The sequence below is a fragment of the Sinorhizobium medicae genome (assembly GCF_007827695.1).
GTDB lineage: Bacteria > Pseudomonadota > Alphaproteobacteria > Rhizobiales > Rhizobiaceae > Sinorhizobium > Sinorhizobium medicae.
The window spans coordinates 585,886-611,074 of record NZ_VITA01000001.1 but is presented as its reverse complement, the minus strand read 5'-3'; the positions used below and the strand labels follow the sequence as shown (position 1 = coordinate 611,074).

Here is a 25,189-nt window from a genome sequence, read left to right as displayed (position 1 = left end):
CCCCCGTGTCAACAATACGTACTGATTCGAATGGTAGAGTTATTTTGGAACGATGAAAATACATGGCATAGCCCTTTTCTACGACACTGCGTAATGAACGAGGCAATTTTTCGTATCTTTTTCAGACATACGAGCAACTCTCGTCGATACATTTGCCGACATGACGCGCAAAGAACCTTGAAAAGGGCGTCCATTACACATACAGATGCGCATCAACGTTTGCATTACACCGATTGTCTGTCTTGTATACTGCACCCATCGCGTGAGGAGCTGACGGAAACTGTGCCGGCCGAACATTCATGAAATATTCAAATCAATATATATTTATTATGAAATTGCCTCATCAATCGGCGCTTCATAGTCTCCATCCAGACGGAACGAGATGGAGTCACGCGATGCATACGGTTATTGGAGCCCGTCAAGGCGGCGCCCGCCGCGCACTTCTCTTGCGGGGATGCCGGATCGCCGGCGAAATTGCGGCCGAGGCCGGGCGCGACATCCTCGTTGGAGAGAATGGCCGCATCGCAAGGATCGGCTCCCGGCTGGACGTGGGTCCGGATGTGGCCGTCGTCGAGGTCCGCGGTGCACTCATCTCACCGGGATTTGTCGACGTACATCAGCATCTGGACAAGACCGGCGTTCTCAGGTTCACGCCGAATCCCTCGGGAACATTGCAGGGCGCGCGGGAGGCATTCGCCGAATATGCCCGCAAGGCGCCGGAAGAGGATGTTACGCGACGGGCTGCGCGGACCATGGCGCGCTGCCTTGGCCGGGGCACCACGGCGATCCGGAGCCATATAAATGTCGACAAGGATGCCGGCTTCAACGGGATCAACGCCCTGGCCCGGCTGCGCTCTGAATGGGCCGACCGGCTCACGCTGCAGATAGTCGCATTCATGACGCCGCATCCCAACCAGGATCTCGCCTGGCTGGAGAGCAACATCGATGCCGCCGTTGAACAGGCGGACGCGGTGGGAGGCACACCGGCCGTCGCCGAGGACCCGATCCGCTATCTCGACATTCTGTTTGCAGCCGCCAAGCGGCATGGCCGGCCCATCGACCTGCACCTCGACGAACACCTGAACCCCGAACGGCCGCTTTTCGATGCGGTGTTCGAACGCGTCCGCAAATTCGGCCTGCAGGGACGGACCGTCCTCGGGCACGCCTCCGTCCTGAGTGCACTTCCGAGGACGGAATTCGAGCGCATCCGCGACCGCATGATCGACCTCGACATCGCGGTCGTGACCTTGCCTGCCGCCAACCTCTATTTGCAGGGCCGAAGCCACGACATGTTACCGCCCCGAGGCTTGACGCGCGTCGCCGAGCTGATCCGCTCGGGCGTGGCAATCGCAACCGCGTCGGACAACATTCAGGATCCGTTCGTGCCGACGGGATCGGGCGACATGCTCGAGATCGCGCGCTGGACGCTGCTCGCCGGTCATCTGCGCGGCGACGAGCTCGCCACAGCCTATGACATGATCACCAAGATTCCGGCACGCATGATGAATTTGGGCGCTGACTACGGCATTCGCGAGGGCGCCTGGGCGGATCTCGTCATCAGCGATTGCGAGGATGTGAGCGCGCTCGTCAGCGCAGGTCCGGACTGCATGCAGGTCCTTGCAAAAGGCCGGCCGATCGCAGCACCCGCATTCCCTGCCATGGCAGCCATATGCGCATTGGAAAATGTCCCCTGAACGGCAACAAGCCGTCGGGACGGGCATGATGAGGAGAGGAAGGGAGGAGCATCATGATGATTACCAGAAGAGGCTGTTTGGCATCGGCGGTCGCAGCGGCCGCACTCATTGCCGCGGGGTCGGCACTCGCCGAGGGTGCACCGTTCAAGATGGGATTGCTTGTCCCCGGAAGCGTCTCGGAGGAGGGGTGGAACAGGATCGGGTTCAACGCCCTCAAAGGCGTGGAGGCTGAACTCGGTGCCGAGGTGAGCTATGTCGAGCTTCAGCAGAACCCCGCATCCTTCGAGAAAGCCTTCCACGACTTCGCCAGCCAGGGCTACAACGTCATTCTCGGGCACGGCTTCGAGTTTCAGGACGCCGCACTCGCGGTTGCGCCTGAATATCCCGATACGGTCTTTCTCATTTCCTCGAGCTACATATCCGAGGGCAATGTCATCGGGCTCAACACGGATACGAGCCAACCCTTCTATCTGATGGGTGTGATCGCGGCCAAGACGGGCAAGAAGGCGGGTCTCGTCGGAGGCATGGAGATTCCACCGATCAAGGAGGCCTTCGAAGGATTTACCAATGGCGTGCGAAGCGTCGCGCCGGACTTTCCGATCAGCGAAGTCTACATCGGCAATTTCACCGATGCGACAGCGACCAAGGAAGCGAGCCTCAGCCTGATCTCGCAAGGGGCGGACTTTGTCCTGCCGAACGCGTCAGGAGCGACGGTTGGCGGATTCCAGGCCGCCGCGGAATCGGGCGAAAACGTCAAGACCTTCAGCATCTTCAGCGACTTCACATCGGTTGCTCCCAAGAACATCCTCGGCCTTTACATCGCCGATTATGCCCGTGGGGTCATCCGGATCGTCGGGGACATAAAGAATGGCAAAAAGCCGACGACCAATGTCGAATTCGGTCTGAAAGATGCCGACGTCATGCAATTCACCTATAACGACCAGGCTGCAAATCCGGTGACGGAGAACGTTCGAAAATACGTCGATGAGGTGAAGGCCAAGATCGCAGCCGGAGAAATCAAGACCCGGCAGAAATAACGCCGAATCCATTCCGGTGCGAAAAGGATGGTCAGGACCCGGCGAACCGCGCCGGGTCCGCCGGCACCCCGGGATGCTCCCATCCTGCCACGATAACCGCTTCGATCGATTGTTCGACGGAAGGCCTTGGGCCTTTCCCTAATCCGAAGGCAGCAAACTCATGGCAAACAGTGAAAGTGGACAGCCGCTAGCGGTTGCCCCCCAAGCCTATGGCGCCCTGTGGCGAGGCTTGCTCCGTCCCTTGCGTACCGTCGCTCAGCCGGCTGCGGCCGTCGCGCTGGCTCTGGCCTGCGGTGCGGCGCTTCTGGCCTTCAATGGTTACGACGCGCGCGCCGTGATCGACGTGATGGTGCTGGGAGTCTTCCAGGACACCCGCTCGATCGCTGAGATTCTTCTGAAGGCAACGCCGCTGATCCTGATCGGCGTCGGCCTGTGCGTTGCCTTCCGGTGCAGCATCTGGAACATCGGTGCCGAGGGGCAATTCTATGCCGGGGCCGCGGCCGCGACTGCGATAGGCGTCTCGTTCAATGGATTGGGTGCCTGGCTCTATGTGCCACTGGTCATGCTTGCCGGGGCTCTTGCCGGGGCGGCATGGGCGGCCATCGCAGGCCTTTTGAAGATCTATTTCCGGGCGAGCGAGATCGTGACGACGATCATGCTGAATTACATCGCCCTCATCATGACGAGCTATCTCGTGACCGGGCCCCTGCGGGACGCGGCTGCAGCTTATCCGCAATCTGCGCGTCTCGTACAGGAGGCATGGATGCCGCGCATCCTTCCGCCGACCCGCCTCCACATCGGAATCCTCGTTGCGCTGGTGCTTGCGGTCGTAATGTATGTCTTTCTGTTTCGCAGTGCCCGGGGCTACGCATTGAGGGTGGTCGGGATCAGCCCGGATGCCGCGCGTTACGCCGGAATAAGCGTCCCCAGGAACATCATGATCTCGATTTGCCTCAGCGGCAGCATGGCCGGGCTGGCAGGTGCCTTCGAGATCGCGGGCGTCACCCGGCGGCTCTTCCAGTCGATCTCCCCCGGCTACGGCTTCGAAGGCATTGCCGTCGCACTTCTTGCCAACAACAATCCGATCGGGGCCATCTTTTCGGGGCTCCTTTTCGCGGTCCTGCGAAGCGGGTCCGAGCTTATGCAGATCACGGCTCAGATACCCCAGGTTCTGGTGCTCGTGATCCAGGGCATCGTCATTCTCTCGGTCGTGGGCTTTGCCGTGTTGCGGATCCCGTCATTGCGCCCTTCCGAATAGGTGGAACCATGGAAGATCTAGCAAGCCTGAGCTTTCTCGCGGCAACCATTGCAGCCTCATGGCGGCTGGCGGCGCCATTGATATTCGCATCCATCGGCGAAGTGTTTTCCGAACGCGCAGGAGTCCTCAATATCGGCCTCGAAGGCACGATGCTGGCGGGCGCCTTTGCCGGCTTCGCCGCCGCCTTCACCAGCGGGAGCATCCTGTTCGGGGTCGCCGCGGCAATCGCGGCAGGTGTTCTCGTCGGACTGCTGTTTGCGTTCTTCACCATCACGATCAAGGCGGACCAGATCGTGGTCGGCGCGGCCATCAACCTGCTGGGCCTCGGCCTGACGGCGTTCCTGTTTCGCTCCTATTTTCCCTCCGCGGGCAAAGGTATCGACATTGCCAAACCCGTCCACCTGCCCTGGCTCAGCGATCTGCCGTTCTTCGGCGAAGCGCTTTTCCGGCAGAACGCCTTTGTCTACAGCACGCTTCCCGTCGCCGCGCTTGCGGTGTTCGTTCTCTACAGGACGTCGTTCGGGCTGACGCTTCGCGCCGTTGGCGAGCATCCGAAGGCCGTCGACGTTGCTGGCCGCAGCGTTGCGCTCTACCGCTACGGCGCGGTGCTCATCTGCTCGGCGCTCGCGGCACTCGGTGGAGCCTTTCTGACGCTCGCTCACTCCAACCAGTTCGTCGAAGGCATTTCCTCCGGGCGCGGCTTCATAGCCCTTGCCGTGGTCGTTTTCGCGAGATGGTCACCCATCGGCGCCTTTGTCGTGTCGCTGCTGTTCGGGGTCTTCTATGCGCTGCAACTGCAGCTGCAGGCGCAACCGGTGCATTTCCTTCCCTACCAGCTGTTCCAGGCCCTGCCCTACCTCATGACCATTGCGGCGCTGATCTTTGTCCGAAATCGCGTGGGCACACCGAGCATGCTCGGCGTCGCTTACAAAAAGAGCTGAGGAGGCGAAAATGTCGGGAAGGCAGCTGCTTCTAATGGATGGCATTCACAAGCGTTTCGGGCCGCTCATCGTAAGCGCCGGCGTCACCCTCGATATCGAGGAGAACGAAATTCACGCCCTTCTCGGTGAAAACGGTGCCGGCAAGACCGTTTTGATGAGCATACTCTGCGGCGTTCTCTCGCCCGATGAAGGGCAGATCATTTTCAAGGGCCAGGCACTCAAGCCCGGCTCCCCGCGCCAAGCCATCAAGCATCGCATCGGCATGGTCCACCAGCACTTCATGCTGGTCCCCAACCTGACGGTCGCCGAGAACTACGTTCTGGGACAGGGCTCGCCGTTCAGCGTGATCCGCGACATGAAGACCGTTCATGCCCGCATCGTCGAGCTCAGCGACCGCTACGGTCTCGGCGTGAAGCCCGACGCGCTCATCTCCGACCTTTCGGTGGGCGAACAGCAGCGCGTCGAAATTCTCAAGGTGCTCTACCACGGCGTTGAACTGCTGATCCTCGACGAGCCGACGGCGGTCCTGACGCCTCAGGAGACCGATCGGCTCCTGCATTTGCTTCGCCGCCTCGTCGAGGACGGGAAGACGGTCATCTTCATTTCGCACAAACTGGACGAGGTGATACGCGTCAGCGACCGCGTCAGCGTGATGCGCGACGCCAAGGTTGTCCGCACCGTGAAAACCTCCGAAACCAATGCGCGCGAACTCGCGCGCATGATGGTCGGCAGAGACGTTCTGATGGATTTGCCGCGGGCACCGATCGAGCCCGGTCGCGTCGTGCTCTCGGTCGAGCATCTGAACTGCGACGGTGAATCCGGGCTTCCGGCACTCCACGGGGTGTCCTTCCAGGTCCGGGCCAACGAAATCGTCGGAATCGCGGGCGTCTCCGGCAATGGCCAGAGTGAGCTGGCTCTGGCCTTGACGGGGCTCCTTCCGATTGCTTCGGGCAGCGTCACGCTCGAAGGGGCCGAACTCGTGGGCCGATCGTCCCACGACATCAATCAGATGCCCATTGCGCATATCCCCGAAGATCGTCACCGGATGGGTATCGTGCTGCCGCTTCCGCTGACGGAAAACGTGATACTTCAGCGCTTCGACAAGCCGCCGTTCAGCTCTCGAGGCATGCTCGACATGAGCGAAATCACGAGGCAAACCCGTGATCTCATGCGGCGCTTCCAGGTCAAGGCCTCCGGCCCGGGCGACCGCATCCAGAATCTGTCCGGCGGCAACCAGCAAAAGCTCGTCGTCGGACGCGAGCTGGACCGCCGCTTCGATTTCCTGCTGATCAACCAGCTTACGCGCGGAATCGACATCGGCGCGACCGAGCTGGTGATGCACAAGATCCTCGAGCAACGCAGCGCCGGCAAGGCCATTCTGCTGATATCCACGGAGCTTGAAGAGCTGTTTACGCTCTGCGATCGAATTCTCGTCATGTATGAGGGCCGTCTCGTCGGTGAAATGCCACCCGATCGCGGCCGCCTGGAGGAGATCGGACTGCTGATGGCCGGCAAATCGCCGATGTCGGCGGCGTGAGCGAACGGCCGAAGGCGATCGACAGCCCATCCATTGTTTTTGAAGCCGAAAAAGAGGAACTTGGAGGTGAAACGGTAACGGACGGCTTTGTGACCGCCAAGCGCGAAGTACGAAACGCAGAGAACTACGTATGAATGTGACACTTCGCCAGTTGCAGGCATTTATTGCCGTGGCCGAACTCGGGCGTTTCCATCTGGCGGCGGATCACCTCGGACTTACGCAATCGGCGATCAGCATTCTGATCAGAGATCTGGAAGCCGTCCTCAAGCACCGCTTATTCGACCGGCACACGCGCATGGTCAGCCTTACGACGGCCGGAGCGGAGTTTCTGCCGCAGGCCCGCAAGATCATGTCGGACCTCGAGATCGCAGTCACGAACGTCCACGAGCTGGCGAACCTGCAGCGCGGCCGGGTTACCATTGCGGCTGCGATCGTGCTCGCTGCGACCTTGCTGCCTCCGGTCATCGCGCGGTTCGTCAAGCGATATCCCGACATACAGGTGCAGGTACGGGACATGCCGGAGGAGGAGATCCGGTCGGCGTTGAAACGAAACGAGGCGGACCTGGGCATCGGCACCGTTTCCGCCGACGACCCGGAGATTCAGGCCAGCGTGCTCATGCGTGACCAACTCACACTGATTTGCCGCTCCGACCATCGCTTCGCAAGGGCGCCGCAGGTGAGCTGGGCGAATCTTGCCGGCGAGGCTCTGATCGGTCTTGCAAAGGACAACCCCTTGCGCGGACTCGTCGATCACGCGCTGATCGCCTCCGGAGTCGAGGTGAAGACGAGATACGAGGTGCGGTTCTCAACGACGGCGATCAGCATGGTGGCGGAAGGCCTTGGCATAGCGATCCTTCCGGAAAACTCACGTCAACTCACCACGAATGTGGACGTGCGGATCGTCGACCTCGTCGATCCCGTCATCAGCCGCAACATCTCCATTCTGCAGTACCGGCAACCGATGCTCTCGCCGGCGGCGGCGAAGATGAAGGAGTTTCTTATGGGAGCGAGCCGCAAGCCCTCGTGACAGCATCATGATGGCCCGTCCGAGGCCCCCAGCAAGGCGAGGGCCTCATCGATCGCCGGCATGGCGAGACCGGCTCCTCGCCGGGCGACCGCCAGCGCGCCGAAGGCATTAGCAAGACGGCAGCATTCCCGTCCCGTCATTCCGGTGAGGCGGCCATGGATGTGCCCGGCGGCGAAGGCGTCGCCGGCTCCCGTGGTATCGAAAGCATCGGCGGGGAGCCAGGAGGCGCTCTCCGTCACCCCTGCGCTACAGAGCAACGACCGACCCTCATTCGCCTTTACCGCAACGCGTTCGACGCCGAGATCGAGCAGGGCGCGAACTGCCTCTTCCAGGCTTGTGCCGTACGGCTTGTCGGCCAGCGGAGCTAGGTCCGCATCGCCGAGCACGATCGTGTCAAGCCTCGGCAGGATGGTCCGTACGCGCGATGCAAGCCTCGAAACGATGCCGCCCGGAATATCGAGGGTGATCGGAATGTTGCGGGCGACGGCCAGGCCGATTGCATGATCGGCAGCCTCCGATTGGGGGCTCTGCAGGAAGGCGTAGCCGGACAGGTGGAAGAGTTCGGCTGCATCGAACGCCGCCGCGTCGATTGCGGCCGGCGAAAGCTGTGCATTGGCGCCGCGATAGGCGAACATGGTTCGCTCGCCGGTGCTGCCGACGGTCACGACATTGATCTGGGTCGGTTCTGCCGAATCCCGACCGATCCAAGTGGTGTCTATACCCTCGCCTCGCAGATCCCGAAGGGCCTGTTTGCCCCAGCCGTCATCACCGACCCTGCCGATAAGCCTGCATCGGTGCCCCGACCTCGAAAGGGCAACCGCCGTATTCGTCGCAGAACCGCCCAGAAACATCCTCTGGGCGGTCGCGATCGCCTCTCCGCCTTCGGGCGGATAAGTGGAGATCTCAAGGGCCAGATCGACGTTGATGTCACCAAGCAGGACGATGACGGACATGTCGCAACCTTAGATCTCCATATGCATCTGGTCTATCGCACTATCCACATCGGCGATGATGTCGTCGATATGCTCGATGCCGACCGAAAAGCGCACGAGACCGTCGACGACGCCCATCGCCTCCCTTTCCTGGCTCGGAATATCCAGGAAGGCCATGGTGGCGGGCACCTGCGTCGTCGTTCTGAGCCCCCCGAGGCTCGCGGCGAAGGAACAAAGCTGCAAACGCTTTAGAAGCCGGACACCGGACGCTTCGTCATCAACCTGGAACGAGAGCATTGCGCCGCCGCCGCGCAACTGCTCCTTGGCGGATGCGTAGTTCGGGTGCGAAGGCAGGCCCGGATAGAACACGCGCCTGACCCTCGGATGGGCCTCGAGATGCTTCGCGAGCGCCAGCGCATTTGCGCATTGCTTCTCCAGCCGCAGCGCCAGGGTCTGCGCGCCGCGCAAAAGCAGCCATGCATTGAAGGGCGAAAGCGGGGCGCCCAGTTTGTTGAGCGTGTTCCAACGCACGTCTTCGAGCCAGTCCGGCGGCAGGATATCGGATTTCAACGTGATAACCCCGCCCACCGCGTCATTATGCCCGCCGATGAACTTGGTCGCGCTCTCTACGACCACGTCGACGCCGAAATCATGCGGGCGGCAGACTGCCGGCGACGCGAAGGTATTGTCGCAGATCACCACGATGCCGCGCGCATGTGCCAGCTCCACGAGCGCCTTCAGGGGCGGCACCTTCATCGTCGGATTGGCAATGGCCTCGACGTAGAGCACCTTCGTTTCTTCCGTAAGCGCGTTCTCGACCGCCCTCACGTCGGTGCAATCCACCAGGCTCACCTTCAGTCCGAAATCCTGGGCGCGGTGATCGAAGAATTCGTGTGTGCTCGAATAGGTCGTCAGATCGGCGACGATGTGATCGCCCGCCTTGAGGATGCCGAACAAGGCATGCGAGATGGCCGCCATTCCGGACGCGGTCGCCAGGCAGGCCGTGCCGCCGGTGAGCTTGGCGATGTGTTCTTCGAACTTGTATTCCGTCGGATTGCCGCAGCGTGAATAGATGTTCACTTCCTTGCGCGCGCCGGCAACGATCTGATCGTAGATGTCTCCGTCATACTGGAAATTCGCCGACATGTAGATCGGATAGCTGATCGACTGGGAATGTTCTTCCGGCGTGTAGAATACGGCTTGGCTTGCAAAATCGAGCTCTTTGGGGGACATCGCGACTCTCCTGGGAATTGGCAGCGGCACCGGTTCGGTGACTCACCCCTTGACGGCTCCGCCGATAAGGGCCGCCGTTATCTGGCGTTCGAAAAAGACGAATAGGACGAGCGGCGCGATGGCTGCGATCAGGATCGCGGCCAGCATCACCGGGTAATTGGTTATATGTTCGCCTACGAAATCGGTCAGACCCACGGGCAAGGTCTTGCGCGACGGGCTGTTGATGAAGACCACAGGGAACAGGAAATCGTTCCAGACCCAGATCATGTTGACGATGGCAACAGTGAACATTGCCGGGCGGGCGATGGGCAGCGCCACCCGCAGAAAGATCTTCCACTCCGAGGCTCCGTCCATCCGCGCGGCATCGAACAGGTCGCGCGGGAGCGTGTTGAAGAATGCCTGCATGATGAAGATCGAGACGGGAACGTTGAAGGCGGCGGTCGGCAGGATGACGCCGAGATGCGTGTCGAGGAGGCCCGCGCCGCGAAGCATGACGACCAGCGGGACCAATGCGACATAGGCCGGAATCGCCATTGCGGCCGTCATGCTCAACTCGACCGCCGGTATCCAGCGCGGCCGATAGGCTGCGAGCGCAAATCCGGCGAGCGTCGCAAGGACCACCGTGATCAGGGTTGCCCCCGCCATGATCAGCAACGAATTGACGGCATAACCGCCGAGCGCGCCGCCGCTCCAGGCGCCAACATAGGCATCGAGGGAGAAGCTCTTCGGCAGCGACCAGACGGAGCGCATGAACTCCCTGTTGGTCTTGAAGGTGCTGTAGATCATCCAGAAGAACGGAAAGATCACCATCAGGACGTGCGCGGTCAACACTGCCAAAACGATGGTACTTGTCAGGTTCCAGCGGCGGACGGCCGTCATGACCAGGCTCCCGCACCCGCACCAATCCGCTTCATATAACGGAAAGCGATCCATGCTCCGAGAGCCGTAAGCACCATTTGGGCGAAGCCGATGGCCGCGGCGTACCCCATTTCGAAGCTTCCGAAGCCCATCTTGTAAAGATAGGTCGACACCACCTCGCTTGCGTGGTTGGGACCGCCGTTCGTCAGAACGAAGACGAGAGAAAAGGTCTTGAGCGAGCCGATGATCGCCAGCAGCGAATTGGCGCGCACGGCATCCCACACCATGGGAACGGTGATCGAAAAGAACTTGCGGAAGTCGCCGGCACCGTCGATTTCCGCCGCCTCATAGACACTTTCCGGAACGTTGCGCACGGCGGCCACGAACAGGAGCACGTAAAGACCGAGATAGGTGAAGCTCATCACGACGACGACGGCCGTGAATGCCGTCTCGGATTCTCCGAGCCAACCGCGCTTGAGGCCACCGAGGCCGATCGCCGAGAGCCCCGCGTTCACCAGGCCGAAATAGGGATTGTACATGAAGCGCCAGAGCAGCCCGATGCATATTTCGCTGACCATGACCGGCACGAGATAGAAGAAGAGGAAAATACGGCTGAAGGCGGGCACGATGCGGACCAGGCAATAGGCGATCGCGAGGGCCAGAAACACCTGCAGCACAATCGCCGATAGCGCTACGAGGATGTTGCGGAAAAGCGCCTGCCAGAAGATCGCATCGCCGGCGAGACGGACGAAATTGCCCGCGCCCAGGAACACCGGCATCGATGCGCCATCCCATCGAAAGAGCGAAAGCCATCCTGCATAGGCCACGGGATAGGCGACGAAGGCGAAGACGAAGAGCAGCGCGGGCGACAGGAAGAGAATGGCAGCCCGGTTGGATCTCTTTGCGAAGCTGGTATCGGCGCTCATGCTCTTCCCTCGAGGGGCCGGGGCGTTACTTCGCCCGCAATGCGTCTTCGATGCGCTTGGCCGCATCCGCGGGCGGCAGCGAGCCATCGAGCACTCCTTGCAGCGAGGTGTAATAGATGTTCGTCGCTGCGGGCGGCATGGCGGTGTCGTAGAAAGGATCGAGGTGGCCGGCAGCCTTCATCAGCTTGTTGCTGATATCGTAGAGGACTGGCCCGGCGGCCGTTTCGGTGGTGGCGTCCTTGACGGTCACCATCGTCTTGCGCAACTCGACATATTTGGTCATCACCTCGCGCGAGGTCAGGAACTTCAGCAGGGTGACCGCGTCTGCCTTATTCTCCGCCTTCTGCGAAACGCCGAAACTCGCAGCGACGCCGGCCAGCACGTCGGACTGGTCCCCGGCCCCGCCTGCGACAGCGGGGAAGGCGAAATAGCCAAGCTCGAAGCCTTCGGGCGCGTCCGCCGATGCGCCTATCTGCCACGTGCCGTTCAGCATCATTGCAGCCTGACCGTTGAGGAAGAGCATATTGGCTTCCTGATCGCTCATGCCGTTGAATCCGATCGGGAAATACTCTTGCTTCGCGAGTTCGGCGAGCTTCTCCATCGCCTTCGTCGCCTCGGCGCCCAGCGTCGCATCCGGATCCCCGTTCACGAAAGCCGAGACGACGCCCGAGCCCTTGAGCCGCATTTCGAGATACTGGAACCAGAACGTTGCCGGCCAGGAATCCTTGTTGCCGAGCGAAAAGGGGACAAGCCCTTCACCTTTCACCTTCTCGGCGAGGGCGAGCAGCTCTTCATAGGTCTTCGGCACCGTCCAGCCGTTCTCGGCGAAACGGGCCTTGTCGTACCAGAACACCACCGAATCCACGTCTACGGGGACGGCATAGGTGTGACCGTCCTTGCTGGTCTGGGAGATTGCGCTTTCAAGGAAACTGTCACGCCACCCGTCCCTGGCGAGTTCCTCGTCCAGGGCATACATCTGCCCGCCTTTGACGAAGGCGTTCAGGAAGCCGCCAGGCAGCGTGTAGAAGACATCCGGAGGATTGCCCGAGGCCATGGCGGTGTTGAGCTTCGTCTTGTAGGCCGATTGCTCGGCAGCGACCACTTCGAGCTTGACCTCGGGATGGGCCTTTGCGAATTCGCCGAGAGCGAAGTCGATGAATTCGACCTTGTCCTGCTGACCCGCATAAGCGTGCCAGAACGAAAGCTCTCCGGCGGAAGCCGGCATTGCTGCCAGAGCGGCAGCGGCGCCGGCGATCAGAAGACGTTTCAGCCTCACGATGTCCTCCCCATTTCCCTGCGGCCAAGCACTGCCGCCCATGAAGTGATGCCACATCGAAAATCACGTGTCTATAGTGACACCACAACATCGCCATGCTAATACCGGTCTTAGGACAGCCCCAGCTAGCAGGAGCCGCCATGACTGTTGACTTGCGTGGTCCCTCCGTACCAGCCAGCAGCCGGCTGCGCAGCGTTTTGCCTAAATTGTCGGACGCCGAACGGCGGGTGGCGCTATGGATGCTGAAGAACGTCGACCTGAGCATTCGGCAGTCCATGTCGGCGATCGCCCAGGCGACGGATGTCAGCGACACGACCGTCTTGAGGATGTGCCGCACCGCCGGCTTCGAAGGTTTCACCGACCTGAAACTGGCTTTGGCGCAAGAACCTCGCGAAGCAATCGAACATAGCTCGGGAGAACCGGAGGCGAGCGCCCTGCAGGCAGCGGGCCGGCTGTTTCGCGCGATAACTCAGGCGCTCAACGACACATTCGGGGTGCTCGACGAGGCGACCTTCGCAAAAGCGCTGGATCTGGTCGCCAATGCGAAACACATAATGGTCGGGGGCGTCGGTGGTTCGGGTATCGTCGCCCAGGCATTCTACCAGCGATGTATCCGGCTCGGCCTGCGCTGCGACGCGCCGATCGATTCACAATTGCAGATCATGCATGCCGCACTCACCGGCCCGGGGGATCTGGTGGTCGCTATCTCCTATTCCGGGATCACGAGCGATCCGGTCCTCGTGCTTCAGGAAGCAAAAGCCCGGGGCGCTTCCACGCTCTGTATTACCGGCAACAGCAGTTCCGCGCTGGCGCGCCTGGCGGATGTCGTGCTTGTCAGCGTTTCCCATGAACAAGGCAGCGAACCCATGGCGGCGCAAATCGCCCAGATGACCCTGGTCGACGCGCTTTACGCGGCGCTCGTCGCGCGAAATCCCGAGCCGGCCCAACTCACCGAGGAACGCATGGTCAACGCAATCCTTCCCAAGTCAATCTAGTTGCAAACGGAAACTGCCTTGAAAATTCAGATCTATACGATGCAGACCGCCGCCGAAGCGGTTGCCGCAGCCGCAGCCGGCGTGGACTATCTCGGTGTCACGCCATCGAACCGCGGACTTCCCGGCGAGATCACCTTCGCCAAGGCACGCGAGATCGTCGACGCGCTCGAAGGGAAAGCCCAGCGCGTCGCTCTATCGGTGGAAAGCAATCTCGATGACATCGCCGCGATGGTCGAGGCGGTTCGTCCCGATGTCCTGCACCTTTGCGGCGACATCGCGCTTGTGACGCCCGAACAGGTCAAAGTGTTGCGGTCTCGACTGTCCGCTGAACACCCCGCCTTGCGGATCCTGCAGGCCATTCCCATGACCGGTCCCGAAGCTCTCGATCAAGCCGCCGCATTCGAGCCCTTCGTCGACATGTTCATCCTCGACTCGGTTGCCCCGCATATAGGCGGCATCGGTGCTGCCGGGGTGACGCATGACTGGTCGCTCAGCCGCGAAATCGTCGCCAGAAGCAGGCTCCCGGTCATTCTTGCGGGTGGCCTCAGGCCCGACAATGTTCGGGCAGCCATCGAAGCCGTCCGTCCGTGGGGGGTCGATTCCCTCACCCACACGAACCGGCCGCTCCCCGAAGGTGGCTTTCGCAAGGATCTGGACAAGATCGCAGCTTTCGTGGAGGCCGCGAGAGCGACCTGAAACCGGGGGCGTCCCCCGCCCGGCCGATGTCGCCGCACTCCAGGCGAAAGCCTGGAGTGCGGCCTGGAAGGGCTCCGGGTAGAGAGCGTGCATCTCCGACGCCACGCGTGCCGATGCACTTCGATCGCCTTTTGCTCTTGAAGCGCCTGCTGCGGCGACTAGATCATAGTTGTTGTCCGCCCGGAGGGGCCGACACTTCATGACTCGTCCCCAGGCAAGGAGCTTCGTTCATGAAGATCGCTCAGATCGCACCACTTTTCGAGCGCGTCCCGCCAAAGCTCTACGGCGGGACGGAGCGTGTCGTTCACCATTTGACGGAAGAGCTCGTCCGGCAGGGTCACGAGGTCACCCTCTTCGCGAGCGGCGACTCGATGACATCGGCAAGGCTCGTCCCCTGCTCGCAAATGGCGCTGAGGTTGAACCCCGCCATTCAGGATCCGATTCCCTATCACATGATGCTGCTGGAAGAAGTGCGCCGGCAGGCGCCCGCCTTCGACATCCTGCACTTCCACATCGATCTTCTTCATTTTCCCCTTGTCCGCGACCTCGCCGGAAAGACGGTGACGACCCTGCACGGCCGGCTCGATCTGCCCGACCTCCAGCCGTTCTACGCCGCGTTTCCGGATGTCCCCCTGGTTTCTATCTCGCACGATCAGCGGCGGCCGATGCCGCCGGTCAACTGGATCGCCACTGTCCATCACGGGCTGGCTCCGGACGTCCTTCCCTTCACCAGCCCTCCCAAGGGCGACTACCTGGCCTTTCTTGGCCGTATCTCGCCGGAAAAGCGGCCCGACCGTGCGATCGAAATCGCCGCCCGGGCCGGCATGCCGTTGAAAATGGCCGCGAAGGTGGACCGGGTGGACGAGCCCTATTGGCTGAGTGAGATCGAGCCGCTCATCCGGCGCTATCCGAATGTCGAGTTCATCGGCGAAATCAACGAACATCAGAAGGCCGAATTCCTTGGAAACGCGCGCGCCCTCCTCTTCCCGATCGACTGGCCCGAACCCTTCGGTCTGGTGATGATCGAGGCGATGGCCTGCGGCACGCCGGTGATCGCCTTTCGCTGCGGCTCGGTGCCTGAGATCGTCGACCACGGCGTTTCGGGTTTCATCGTCGACAGCACCGAGGAAGCGTTGAAGGCGGTCCACGGACTCGACCGGGTCGATCGCCGTATGGTCCGTGCCACATTCGACAGGCGTTTTACGGCCCAGCGCATGGCAAACGATTATCTCGATATCTATCGTGCTCTGGCAAGCGGCAGCCAAAGGGTCATGCCGATCCATGCTGCGAACGAAAGCAATGCCGGCCCTGGCTCTGCCCGGGTCGCCTGATACCGGATCACATTGAACGCGCAACGACGAAGTTCAGTGTGATCGATCGAAGGAGCGAGAGCGGGATGCGCGGCGGAAAGCCGCGCGAAAGGCTCCTCATCCCGCGCTGATGCAACGGAGACCGATCCTATGGGAACCAATCTCTCCGGAGCGGCGGCCGAAGCCGCTCCCGATGTGACATCTGCGGACGAACTGGGGCCGGCAGCGGTCTCGCGTTACGAGCGAAGCTCCAGATCCCTGAAACACGGCGATACCTTCGCCGTGTTCGACCATAACGGCGACGCGTTTTCCTCTCCTTCCAATCCGGAGGGCATCTTCCATCGCGATACCCGCCATCTCTCTCAATTCGTGCTGAGGCTGAACGGCGCCAGATCGCTGCTGCTGAGTTCCACGCTCCGCGACGACAATGCCACGCTCGACTGCGATCTCACCAATCCGGCTCTCGTGCTCGATACCGGTGGCGAGGTTTTGAAGCATGACCTCATTCATGTGCGGCGCACCCGCTTTCTCTGGCAGGAGGCCTGCTACGAACGACTGGTGCTGCGCAACTTCGATGAGGCCCCGAGAAGGCTGCAGGTCGAGCTGTCCTTTGCCGCCGACTTCGCCGACCTCTTCGAAGTGCGCGGCACCCCAAGGCGGCGGCGCGGCACCCATCATAACGCGCTCGTCGGCAATGGCCGGGTGGTCCTTGCCTATGACGGCCTCGACGGCCAGACCCGCAGCACGACTCTTCGCTTCGATCCGGAGCCGCAGAGGCTTACAGGGCAGGAGGCAAGCTTTGTCGTCGAGCTCGCTCCGAACCAGGCGCAATCGATCTTCATCGAGATCGTTTGCAACAGCCTTGAGGACAATCCGCACCCCCCGGCCTTCAACTTCTTTCTCGCGCTGCGCGACGCCCGCAGGGCGCTACGCTACTCCGCCTCGCGCGCGGCCGCGGTCGTGACCTCCAATGCGGTGTTCAACGAGGCCGTCAGACGCAGCGTCGCCGATCTCTATATGCTGCTTACGGAGACGCCCGAGGGTCCCTACCCCTATGCCGGCATTCCCTGGTTCAGCACCGTCTTCGGCCGGGATGCGCTCATCACCGCGCTTGAGACCCTGTGGCTGGACCCGGCGATCGCGAAGGGCGTGCTCAGACATCTCGCAGCAAACCAGGCGACCGATTTCGACCCAGTTGCCGATGCGGAGCCGGGCAAGATCCTGCATGAGATGCGTTATGGCGAAATGGCGGAACTCGGCGAAGTTCCTTTCCGGCGCTATTATGGCAGCGTCGATTCCACCCCTCTCTTCATCATGCTTGCCGGCGCCTATCTCGACCGTACCGGTGATACCGACACCGTGCGGGGCCTCTGGCCGAATATAGTGGCCGCACTCGACTGGATCGATCGTTTCGGCGACCGCGACGGCGACGGCTTCGTCGAATATGGAAGCCGGACGGCGAAGGGCCTGGTGAACCAGTGCTGGAAGGACAGCCATGATTCGATCTTCCACGCCGATGGCAGACTGGCTAAAGGGCCGGTCGCGACCGCCGAGGTGCAGGCATATATCTTCGGAGCCTGGCGGGCGGCCGCCCGCCTGTCGCGCAAGCTCGGCCATGCAGAGGATGCGCTGAGGCTCGAGCAACGGGCCGAAGACCTGCGCATCCGTTTCGACGCGGCCTTCTTCGACGAGGAGCTTGGCACCTATTCGCTGGCACTCGACGGGGACAAGAACCCCTGCCGCGTCCGTTCCTCCAATGCGGGGCATGCGCTCTTCACCGGCATCGCACTGCCTGAGCGCGCCGGCAGGGTCGTGTCCACGCTGATGGCCCAGTCCTCCTTCTGCGGCTGGGGCGTGCGCACGATCGCCGCTTCTGAGGCGCGCTACAATCCCATGAGCTACCACAATGGCTCGGTCTGGCCGCATGACAATGCTCTGATCGCCGCAGGCTTCGTACGCTACGGCTTCCAGGCAGAAGCGGCCAGCATCTTCGAAGGGCTGTTCGCCGCCTCCACCTATATCGACCTCAGGCGCTTGCCGGAGCTCTTCTGCGGCTTTTCGCGCCAGCGCGCCCGCGGCCCTACCTTCTACCCGGTTTCCTGCGTGCCGCAGGCCTGGGCGGCAGCGGCACCCCTTTATCTGCTTCAGTCGATGATCGGCCTCGGCTTCGACGCCGAGAAGTCGCAGGTCATGTTGACCGAACCCACCCTCCCGCCCTTCCTCGATGAAGTCGTGCTGAAACGGCTGCGGGTCGGGCCTGGGATCGTCGACATTGCACTGAGGCGATCGCGATCCCAGGTGGTCGTGGACGTGCTGGAGCGGAAGGGCGGCGTGAAGGTACTGACGACCCATTGAGCCCTGGTACACCGGAATACCGGATACGCCGTTTCTCAACGTGGCACTAATGCATTAGTGTATTGCTCCTCCATTCCCGCCATGCTACAGCCGCATGGAAGATCCACTTGTCGGGAATCGTACAGTCAATGACATCCACACTTCGAAGCGCGCGGTGGTTTGCGCCCGATGACCTTCGCTCTTCCGGTCACCGCTCCCGCCTTATGCAGATGGGCTATGATGCCAGGGATTGGGGCGAGAAGCCGATCATCGCGATCCTGAACACGTGGTCGGATCTCAATCCGTGCCACGCCCATTTCAAGCACCGGATCGAAGATGTGAAGCGCGGCGTGCTGCAGGCCGGCGGATTTCCCGTCGAACTGCCGGTGCAGTCGCTCTCGGAAAGCTCGCTAAAGCCTACGACGATGCTTTACCGGAACTTCCTGGCCATGGAGGCCGAGGAGTTGTTGCGCGGTCACCCCATCGACGGGACGGTGCTGATGGGCGGATGCGACAAGACCACGCCCGCCCTCGTCATGGGCGCCATCAGTGCCGGCCTCCCGATGATCTTCCTGCCCGCCGGCCCGATGCTGCGTGGCCACTATAAGGGCGAACATCTCGGCTCCGGATCGGATGCGTGGAAATACTGGGACGAGCGCCGCGCGGGAACGATCACGGATGAACAATGGATCGGCGTGGAGGAAGGCATCGCCCGCTCATACGGTCACTGCATGACGTTCGGAACGGCCAGTACGATGACGGCTATCGCCGAGTCTCTCGGACTGACGCTTCCGGGCGCGAGCTCGATCCCCGCGGCCGACGCCAACCACATCCGCATGAGCACGCGATGCGGCAGGCGTATTGTCGAGATGGTTCACGAGAAGCTGGCGCCTGATAAAATCATCACCGAAAAGTCGGTCGCAAATGCGAGTGCCGTGGCGATGGCTACGGGCTGTTCGACCAATGCCGTGGTGCATCTCATCGCAATGGCGCGACGGGCCGGGGTGCCGCTGACGCTCGAAGATCTCGACAGGATCAGCCGCACGACGCCCGTCATCGCCAATATCAGACCCTCCGGCAAACAGTATCTGATGGAGGATTTCTACTACGCCGGCGGCCTTCGCGCGCTGATGGCAGAGATGAAGGAGCTCCTGCATCTCGATGCGATGACCGTGAGCGGATTTCCTTTGGGTGCAACGCTTGAAGGGGCGGAGGTCCATAATTCCGATGTCATCCGGCCGCTTTCGAATCCTATCTATCATGAAGGCTCGCTTGCCGTTCTGAAGGGCAACCTGGCTCCGGACGGCTGCGTCGTGAAGCCCTCCGCCTGCGAGGAGCGGCTGCGGGTCCATGAGGGACCGGCGCTCGTGTTCGACAGCTATCCGGAGATGAAGGCTGCGATCGACGATGAGGATCTCGACGTCACGCCCGACCACGTGCTCATCCTCAGAAATGCGGGACCCAAGGGCGGGCCCGGAATGCCGGAATGGGGTATGCTGCCGATCCCGAAGAAGATTCTGAAACAGGGCTGTCGCGACATGCTCCGCATTTCCGACGCCCGCATGAGCGGCACGAGCTACGGCGCGTGCATCCTGCACGTGGCGCCTGAGTCTCATATCGGGGGGCCTCTTTCGCTCGTCAGGACGGGAGACGTCATCCGTGTCGACGTGCCGAACCGGACGATCGATATGCTGGTCGACGAGGAGACTTTGGCGAAACGCCGCGCCGAATGGAAACCTCCCGCCGACCGTTACGAACGTGGCTATGGCTGGATGTTCTCCAGGCACATCAAGCAGGCCAATGAAGGTTGCGACTTCGACTTTCTCGAAACCGCCTTCGGCTCAGCGGTGGGCGAGCCCGACATTTTCTGACTTCAAGAGCGTCCCACGGAGGAAAACATGTCCGTTTATAGTCTGTCCAAAGAGGCCCGCAGGAAATTCGAAGGCGTAAGCTGCGCCACTTTGTGCACCGCCCTCTTCAAGCGGGGCCTGCGCAACCAGTTCATCCAGGACGTTCGTCCGGTCTCGCCGAAGGCCACGAACATGGTCGGCCAGGCCTTCACACTCAGATACATTCCTGCTCGCGAGGACCTGAACCAGCTTTCCGTGTTTCAGAACCCCGACCACCCCCAGCGCGCAGCCGTGGAGCAGTGCCCTCCCGGCTTCGTCATGGTGATGGACAGCCGCAAGGACCCGCGAGCGGCTTCCGCGGGCTCGATCCTGGTTTCCCGACTGATGGTGCGCGGAGTGGCGGGCGTGGTCACCGATGGTGGTTTCCGGGACAGCCCGGAAATTGGCGAGCTCGACATCCCGGCCTATCACTGCCGCCCATCCGCGCCGACGAACCTGACATTGCACCAGGCGCTCGACATCAACATCCCGATCGGCTGCGGCGACGTCGCCGTCTGGCCAGGAGACGTCGTCATAGGCGATCGCGAAGGCGTGGTCGTCGTCCCCGCGCATCTGGCCGAAGAGATCGCCGACGAAGCCGTCGAGATGACGGCCTTCGAGGACTTCGTCACCGAAGAAGTCCTGAAGGGGCGCTCCATCATCGGCCTGTACCCTGCGACGCAGGAACGGACAAAGGCCGATTTTGCAGCCTGGCGGCAGAGCAAGGGGCGCTAGGCATGGCGATGCTCCGGGACGTGACCGTTCTTCAAGCCGCCGAACTTCCGGAAAAAACCGACCGCGAGTTGAGGGAAATCTTCAACGTCCTCCGGCTTCCAACGGACGAGGCGGCGATCGGCCCGCTCCTGGCCGAGCATGGGACGCGCATTCGCGGCGTCGCCGTCAGGCACGCTCATATCGACGCGGCAATGCTCGACCGGCTGCCGGCGCTGGAGATCCTCTCCAGCTACAGCGCCGGTCTCGACGGCATCGATGTCGAGAGTGCGCATGCCCGCGGCGTCGTCGTCCGCAACACGTCGAGAATCCTCGCCGAGGATGTCGCCGATCTGGCGCTTGCGTTGAGCATCTCGGCCACGCGCGGCCTCATGCGCGGCCACGACTTCGTGCGCGAAGGCAGATGGGGACAGATCGCCTTCCCTCTGGGCCGCTCGCTTCGATCGATGAAGACGGGGATCATCGGACTTGGACATATCGGCTCGGCCGTCGCCGCCCGCCTGCGGGCCATCGGCGCGGCGACCGCCTATTCCGGACCGCGACGCAAGCCGGTCGACCTTCCCTATTTCGACAGTGTCGAAGGCCTGGCGGCCTGGGCTGATCTTCTGGTCGTCACCTGTCCCGCGGGCCCCGAGACGATCGGGCTCGTCAATCACGCCGTCCTCGCGAACCTCGGCCCGGAAGGCTACCTGGTGAACGTCTCGCGCGGCACGATCGTCGACGAGCAGGCGCTCATAAGCGCGCTCGCCGGAAACAGGATCGCAGGCGCAGCGCTCGACGTCTTCGAGAACGAGCCCTTCGTCCCGGATACCCTCCGCAACGACCCGCGCGTCGTGCTGTCGCCGCATATGGGCAGCGGAACACACGAGACGCGGCAACAGATGGGCGACAGCATGGTTGCCGCCCTGGTGGAGCATTTCGAGAGCCGAAGCGCGTGATCATCGCAAGAAGCCACGCGCAATCTTCGCGGCTTTCTGAGGGGTAGGCAAGGCGACAAGGGCGGCGGATTATAACTCTGGCAAGAGGCGTTTGGCCCTTGCAGGGCTGTACGCGCGCCGCCCGCAGCTCTACTTCGTGCCCCTTCCCTCTCGGTGAAAGAGAAGTGTGATCGCTCCGAGGATGATCGCTCCGCCGATCACCACATCGAGCCGGATCGGCTCGCCGAAGAACAGGAGGCCGATGACGAGGGCGAGCGGCAGCCGTATGAAATCGACGGTAACCAGCAGGGATGCATCCGCCAGCTTCATTGCCCGTGCGAAGGAAAGCTGCGCGAAAAGACCGCCGATACCCTGCAGCGTCATCAGGAAAAGGCTGAACAGCGAAGGCGTCTGCCAAAAGGGCAAAGCGAGGAGGAAGGCGACGGGAACCGTCACCAGGAGATTCAGCCAGGCTATGCTGACCGGGTCCTCGCGCCCGGCCGAAACCTTCATCAGGAGCGCGACGATGGCAAGACCGACCGCGGAAGCGAGTGCCCAGGCAGCGCCTGTGTCGAAGGTTTCCGCACCCGGCCGGACGACGATCAGGATGCCCGCGAAGCCGCCGGCGAGGCTGAGGGCCCGGCCGGAGGAAAACCGCTCGCCCAGAAAAAGCACCGAGCCGAAGGCGACGAAAAGAGGCATGGTGAAGGCGATCGCAGTCGCGGAGGCCAGAGGGATCTGCGTGACCGCGATGAAGGCCGCGAGCAGGGCCAGAAGCTTGATGATGGCCCTGATCGCATGGACGTGGAACGACATCGTCCGCTCTACGACGAAACCCCGCGAGCGAATGAGCAGATAGAGCGCGCCCAGACTGGCGAGATTGCGGAAGAAGACGATCCCGATCGGGTGAACCTCTCCAGCCACGAAGCGCACGATCACGCTATCCATCGCCGCAACCAGAGAATTCGCCCCCATCAACAGGGCTCCTGCGACGACCGCAGGCATGGCGATCTTCTTCATGCCGCGTCGGCGGCTGTCTGCCACTTCGGCTTCGGCGTCGCATTGATGAGCTGGCGCGTATAGGCATGCTGCGGACTGCGGAAGATCTCTTCCGTCGTCGCATGCTCGACGATCTCGCCGCTCTTCATGACGATGATCCGGTCGGCGAAGTGACGCACGATCGGCAGGTCATGGGTTATGAAAATGTAGGCGAGGCCCAGCCGGTCGCGCAATTCCGCCAAGAGGCCGATCACCTGCACCTGCACCGAGACGTCGAGCGCCGACACGGCCTCGTCGCACACGACGAGCTCCGGATCGCAGGCAAGCGCCCGGGCAATGGCGATGCGCTGCCGCTGCCCCCCTGAGAACTGATGAGGATAGCGTGCGGCATGCTCGGGGTTCAGGCCGACGAGCCCCAGCAATTCAGTAACGCGGTCGCGCCAACGGGGCTTCTCCAGAATATCCTTGTGGATGCGCCACGGCTCCGAAACGATATCGAGCACCGTCATGCGCGGGTTCATCGAGCTGTAGGGATCCTGAAAAACCATCTGCACCTTCCGGCGGAAGGCCAGCAATTCCTTGCGGTCCATCTTCAGGATATCGCGCCCGTGGAACAGCGCCTCTCCGCCGGACGCTTCGTTGAGACCCAGAAGCACGCGCGCGACGGTGGACTTGCCGGAGCCGCTCTCGCCAACTATGCCGATGGTCTCCCCTGCCGCAACGTCGAAGCTCAACTTCTTGACCGCGTGCAACCGCGCCGGTTTCGCGAAAAACCCGGAGGAGAGAGTGTAGAACTTGTCGATGTTCCTTACTTCCAGGATCGGCTTTCCAGCGGGCCTTCCGCGTTTCGGCGGGGCTTCGTGATCGCCATGCGGTAGCGCGTTGATCAGCGTCCGCGTATAGGTATGGGCGGGGTTTTCGAAGACCGCACGGGCCTCGCCCTCTTCCACGATGCGGCCGGATTTCATGACGATCACCCTGTCGGCCATGTTCGCGGCCACCTCGAGGTCGTGGGTGATCATGATGATGGCAAGGCCGTCCTCCGCCTGCAGCTTCTTCAGAAGCTCGAGAATCTGGGCCTGCACGCTCACGTCGAGCGCTGTCGTCGGCTCGTCGGCGATCAGGATTTCCGGCCTGAGCGCGATTGCCATGCCGATCATGATGCGCTGGCGCTGGCCGCCGGAGAATTGGTGCGGATACTGGTCGATGCGCTTCTCCGGCTCCGGGATGCCGACGCGCCTCAATATATCGATCGCCCTCTGCCGCGCCACGCCACCGCTCGCCACTCCGTGGACGCTGAACACCTCCTCCATCTGCCAGCCGATCGTATAGACCGGGTTCAGATGCGAAAGCGGGTCCTGGAAGATCATCGCGATCTTGCGGCCGTTGAGGTCCCGCCGCTCACCTTCCGAAAGCGAGGAGAGATCGCGGCCGCGATAGGCGACCGACCCCGCGCAGATGTCGCCGGGAGGCGTGTCGATGAGTCCCATGATCGCACTGGCGCTTACCGATTTGCCGGAACCGGACTCGCCCAGGATCACGAGCGTCTCTCCGGCATCGACATGGAAGCTGACGCCGTTTGTCGCGCGGAAGGATCCGCCAAGCGACAGGAAATCGACGGTCAGGTCCTTGACCTCGAGAAGATGTGTGCCGGTCATTTGCGTTTCTCCGGAATGCCCTTCTTCGAGCGAGCGAGTTCGATCCGCCAGCGCTGCTGCGGATCGGCATAGGTGCGCCACCAGCTCGAGAGAATATTGAGCGAAAGCGTCGTCAGCAGGATCGCAAGACCCGGCCAGAATGCAATCCACCAGGCGGTCGAGAGATAGCCACGGCCGGTGGCGACCATGGCGCCCCAGGTGAATTCAGGCGCCTGGATGCCGAGGCCGAGGAAGCTCAGCGATGACTCGGCAAGAACGACGGTCGCGAAGTCGATCGCGCCGATCGTCACAAGGGTGGGCAGCACCATCGGGGCGATATGGCGGAAAAGGATGCGCCTATGATTGGCGCCAAGCGCAACGGCGGCGCTCACGAACATACGCTCTCTCACCTCGAGCACTTCCGCACGAGTCGTGCGCAGATAAATCGGCACGCGGGTGATCGCCAGGACGAGGACGAGATTGGTGACGGAAGGCCCCAGGCTGAAAAGAACGATGAGGGCGAGCAGGAGCGACGGAAAGCTCATCACGATATCCGCACCGCGCATGATCATCGTGCCGGCGGCGCCTCGCGAATAGCCGGCAATCAAACCGAGCATACCGCCGATCACGACCGAAAAAAGCACGGCGCAGAACGCGATGCCGATGGTGTTTTGCGCGCCGACCACAAGCCGAGCGAGCAGGCTGCGGCCGAGCGTATCGGCACCGAGAACATAGGTCCAGCCCTGGGACAGGTCGAACGGCGCCATGTTTCGTGCACGGAAATTGGGCTTGTCGATAAGATCGCCCACAAGCCATGGACCGAAAACGGCACATCCGACCACGATCAGCAGGAAGATCACCGCGGCGAGCGCCAGCCAGTCCCGGCTGATGAGGCGCAGCACCTGAAAACGAGAGACTTTCGTCTCGGGGGTATCGGCAGAAGTCGTCATGGCTGTCGCGC

Annotated in this window: 21 protein-coding genes; 13 read left to right on the top strand and 8 right to left on the bottom strand. The window is 62.0% G+C overall.

Annotation, left to right across the window (positions count from 1 at the left end):
* The first annotated feature begins 395 nt into the window (after positions 1-395).
* The 6 genes from FB009_RS03000 (at position 396) to FB009_RS02975 (ending at position 7,494) form a co-directional block, all read left to right on the top strand.
* Positions 396-1,694: an amidohydrolase family protein gene (locus FB009_RS03000; RefSeq protein WP_011969637.1), complete on the top strand. Its 1,299-nt coding sequence runs from the start codon at positions 396-398 to the stop codon at positions 1,692-1,694.
* A 53-nt stretch (positions 1,695-1,747) separates the two neighbouring features.
* Complete coding sequence (locus FB009_RS02995) at positions 1,748-2,731, top strand: BMP family protein (RefSeq protein ID WP_011969638.1); 984 nt, start codon at positions 1,748-1,750, stop codon at positions 2,729-2,731.
* A gap of 160 nt (positions 2,732-2,891) precedes the next feature.
* A complete protein-coding gene (locus FB009_RS02990) occupies positions 2,892-3,989 on the top strand; it encodes an ABC transporter permease (RefSeq protein ID WP_011969639.1) in 1,098 nt (365 codons plus the stop codon).
* A gap of 8 nt (positions 3,990-3,997) precedes the next feature.
* Positions 3,998-4,930 carry an ABC transporter permease gene (locus FB009_RS02985; RefSeq protein WP_011969640.1) on the top strand — a complete coding sequence of 311 codons (933 nt, stop codon included), beginning with the start codon at positions 3,998-4,000 and terminating at the stop codon, positions 4,928-4,930.
* Between the two features lie 10 nt (positions 4,931-4,940).
* Complete coding sequence (locus tag FB009_RS02980; RefSeq protein ID WP_011969641.1) at positions 4,941-6,467, top strand: ABC transporter ATP-binding protein; 1,527 nt, start codon at positions 4,941-4,943, stop codon at positions 6,465-6,467.
* 130 nt (positions 6,468-6,597) lie between these two features.
* A complete protein-coding gene (locus FB009_RS02975; protein ID WP_011969642.1) occupies positions 6,598-7,494 on the top strand; it encodes a LysR family transcriptional regulator in 897 nt (298 codons plus the stop codon).
* A 5-nt stretch (positions 7,495-7,499) separates the two neighbouring features.
* On the opposite strand, the gene FB009_RS02970 is transcribed toward FB009_RS02975, so the two are convergent.
* Genes FB009_RS02970 through FB009_RS02950 form a run of 5 tightly spaced genes read right to left on the bottom strand, consistent with a single transcriptional unit; the run spans position 7,500 to position 12,719 of the window.
* On the bottom strand, positions 7,500-8,447 hold the full coding sequence (locus FB009_RS02970; RefSeq protein WP_011969643.1) for a carbohydrate kinase family protein: 948 nt from the start codon (positions 8,445-8,447) through the stop codon (positions 7,500-7,502).
* Positions 8,448-8,456: 9 nt separating this feature from the next.
* Positions 8,457-9,659, bottom strand: a complete 1,203-nt coding sequence (locus FB009_RS02965) for a trans-sulfuration enzyme family protein (RefSeq protein WP_011969644.1) — start codon at positions 9,657-9,659, stop codon at positions 8,457-8,459.
* Between the two features lie 42 nt (positions 9,660-9,701).
* A complete protein-coding gene (locus tag FB009_RS02960; protein WP_011969645.1) occupies positions 9,702-10,538 on the bottom strand; it encodes a carbohydrate ABC transporter permease in 837 nt (278 codons plus the stop codon).
* Positions 10,535-11,443: a carbohydrate ABC transporter permease gene (locus FB009_RS02955; protein ID WP_018010905.1), complete on the bottom strand. Its 909-nt coding sequence runs from the start codon at positions 11,441-11,443 to the stop codon at positions 10,535-10,537. The genes FB009_RS02960 and FB009_RS02955 overlap by 4 nt, the downstream gene beginning before the upstream one ends.
* 25 nt (positions 11,444-11,468) lie before the next feature.
* Entirely contained in the window at positions 11,469-12,719 is a 1,251-nt protein-coding gene (locus FB009_RS02950; RefSeq protein ID WP_234705092.1) for an ABC transporter substrate-binding protein, read from the bottom strand.
* Between the two features lie 140 nt (positions 12,720-12,859).
* Here FB009_RS02950 and FB009_RS02945 point away from each other — a divergent pair, with 140 nt between their 5' ends.
* The 7 genes from FB009_RS02945 (at position 12,860) to FB009_RS02915 (ending at position 21,613) form a co-directional block, all read left to right on the top strand.
* A complete protein-coding gene (locus FB009_RS02945) occupies positions 12,860-13,714 on the top strand; it encodes a MurR/RpiR family transcriptional regulator (RefSeq protein WP_011969648.1) in 855 nt (284 codons plus the stop codon).
* Positions 13,715-13,732: 18 nt separating this feature from the next.
* Positions 13,733-14,410, top strand: a complete 678-nt coding sequence (locus FB009_RS02940; protein ID WP_018010902.1) for a phosphoribosylanthranilate isomerase — start codon at positions 13,733-13,735, stop codon at positions 14,408-14,410.
* Between the two features lie 230 nt (positions 14,411-14,640).
* Positions 14,641-15,741 (top strand): glycosyltransferase family 4 protein, encoded by a 1,101-nt coding sequence (locus FB009_RS02935; protein ID WP_018210119.1) that lies wholly within the window; start codon positions 14,641-14,643, stop codon positions 15,739-15,741.
* Between the two features lie 129 nt (positions 15,742-15,870).
* The gene (locus tag FB009_RS02930) at positions 15,871-18,075 is read left to right on the top strand and encodes an amylo-alpha-1,6-glucosidase (protein ID WP_011969651.1); all 2,205 of its coding nucleotides are present in this window, start codon (positions 15,871-15,873) and stop codon (positions 18,073-18,075) included.
* A 128-nt stretch (positions 18,076-18,203) separates the two neighbouring features.
* Positions 18,204-19,925, top strand: a complete 1,722-nt coding sequence (araD, locus tag FB009_RS02925) for an L-arabinonate dehydratase (RefSeq protein WP_011969652.1) — start codon at positions 18,204-18,206, stop codon at positions 19,923-19,925.
* 27 nt (positions 19,926-19,952) lie between these two features.
* Positions 19,953-20,678, top strand: a complete 726-nt coding sequence (locus FB009_RS02920) for a ribonuclease activity regulator RraA (RefSeq protein WP_011969653.1) — start codon at positions 19,953-19,955, stop codon at positions 20,676-20,678.
* A 2-nt stretch (positions 20,679-20,680) separates the two neighbouring features.
* Positions 20,681-21,613 (top strand): 2-hydroxyacid dehydrogenase, encoded by a 933-nt coding sequence (locus FB009_RS02915; protein ID WP_127581256.1) that lies wholly within the window; start codon positions 20,681-20,683, stop codon positions 21,611-21,613.
* 129 nt (positions 21,614-21,742) lie between these two features.
* On the opposite strand, the gene FB009_RS02910 is transcribed toward FB009_RS02915, so the two are convergent.
* The 3 genes from FB009_RS02910 to FB009_RS02900 are packed head-to-tail and all read right to left on the bottom strand — an operon-like array spanning position 21,743 to position 25,178.
* Positions 21,743-22,612, bottom strand: coding sequence for a DMT family transporter (locus FB009_RS02910; protein WP_024311088.1), 870 nt, complete (start codon positions 22,610-22,612; stop codon positions 21,743-21,745).
* Positions 22,609-24,249: an ABC transporter ATP-binding protein gene (locus tag FB009_RS02905; RefSeq protein WP_011969656.1), complete on the bottom strand. Its 1,641-nt coding sequence runs from the start codon at positions 24,247-24,249 to the stop codon at positions 22,609-22,611. Before FB009_RS02905 ends, FB009_RS02910 begins: the two co-directional genes overlap by 4 nt.
* Positions 24,246-25,178 carry an ABC transporter permease gene (locus FB009_RS02900; RefSeq protein ID WP_026160887.1) on the bottom strand — a complete coding sequence of 311 codons (933 nt, stop codon included), beginning with the start codon at positions 25,176-25,178 and terminating at the stop codon, positions 24,246-24,248. The genes FB009_RS02905 and FB009_RS02900 overlap by 4 nt, the downstream gene beginning before the upstream one ends.
* Between the last annotated feature and the right edge of the window lie 11 nt (positions 25,179-25,189).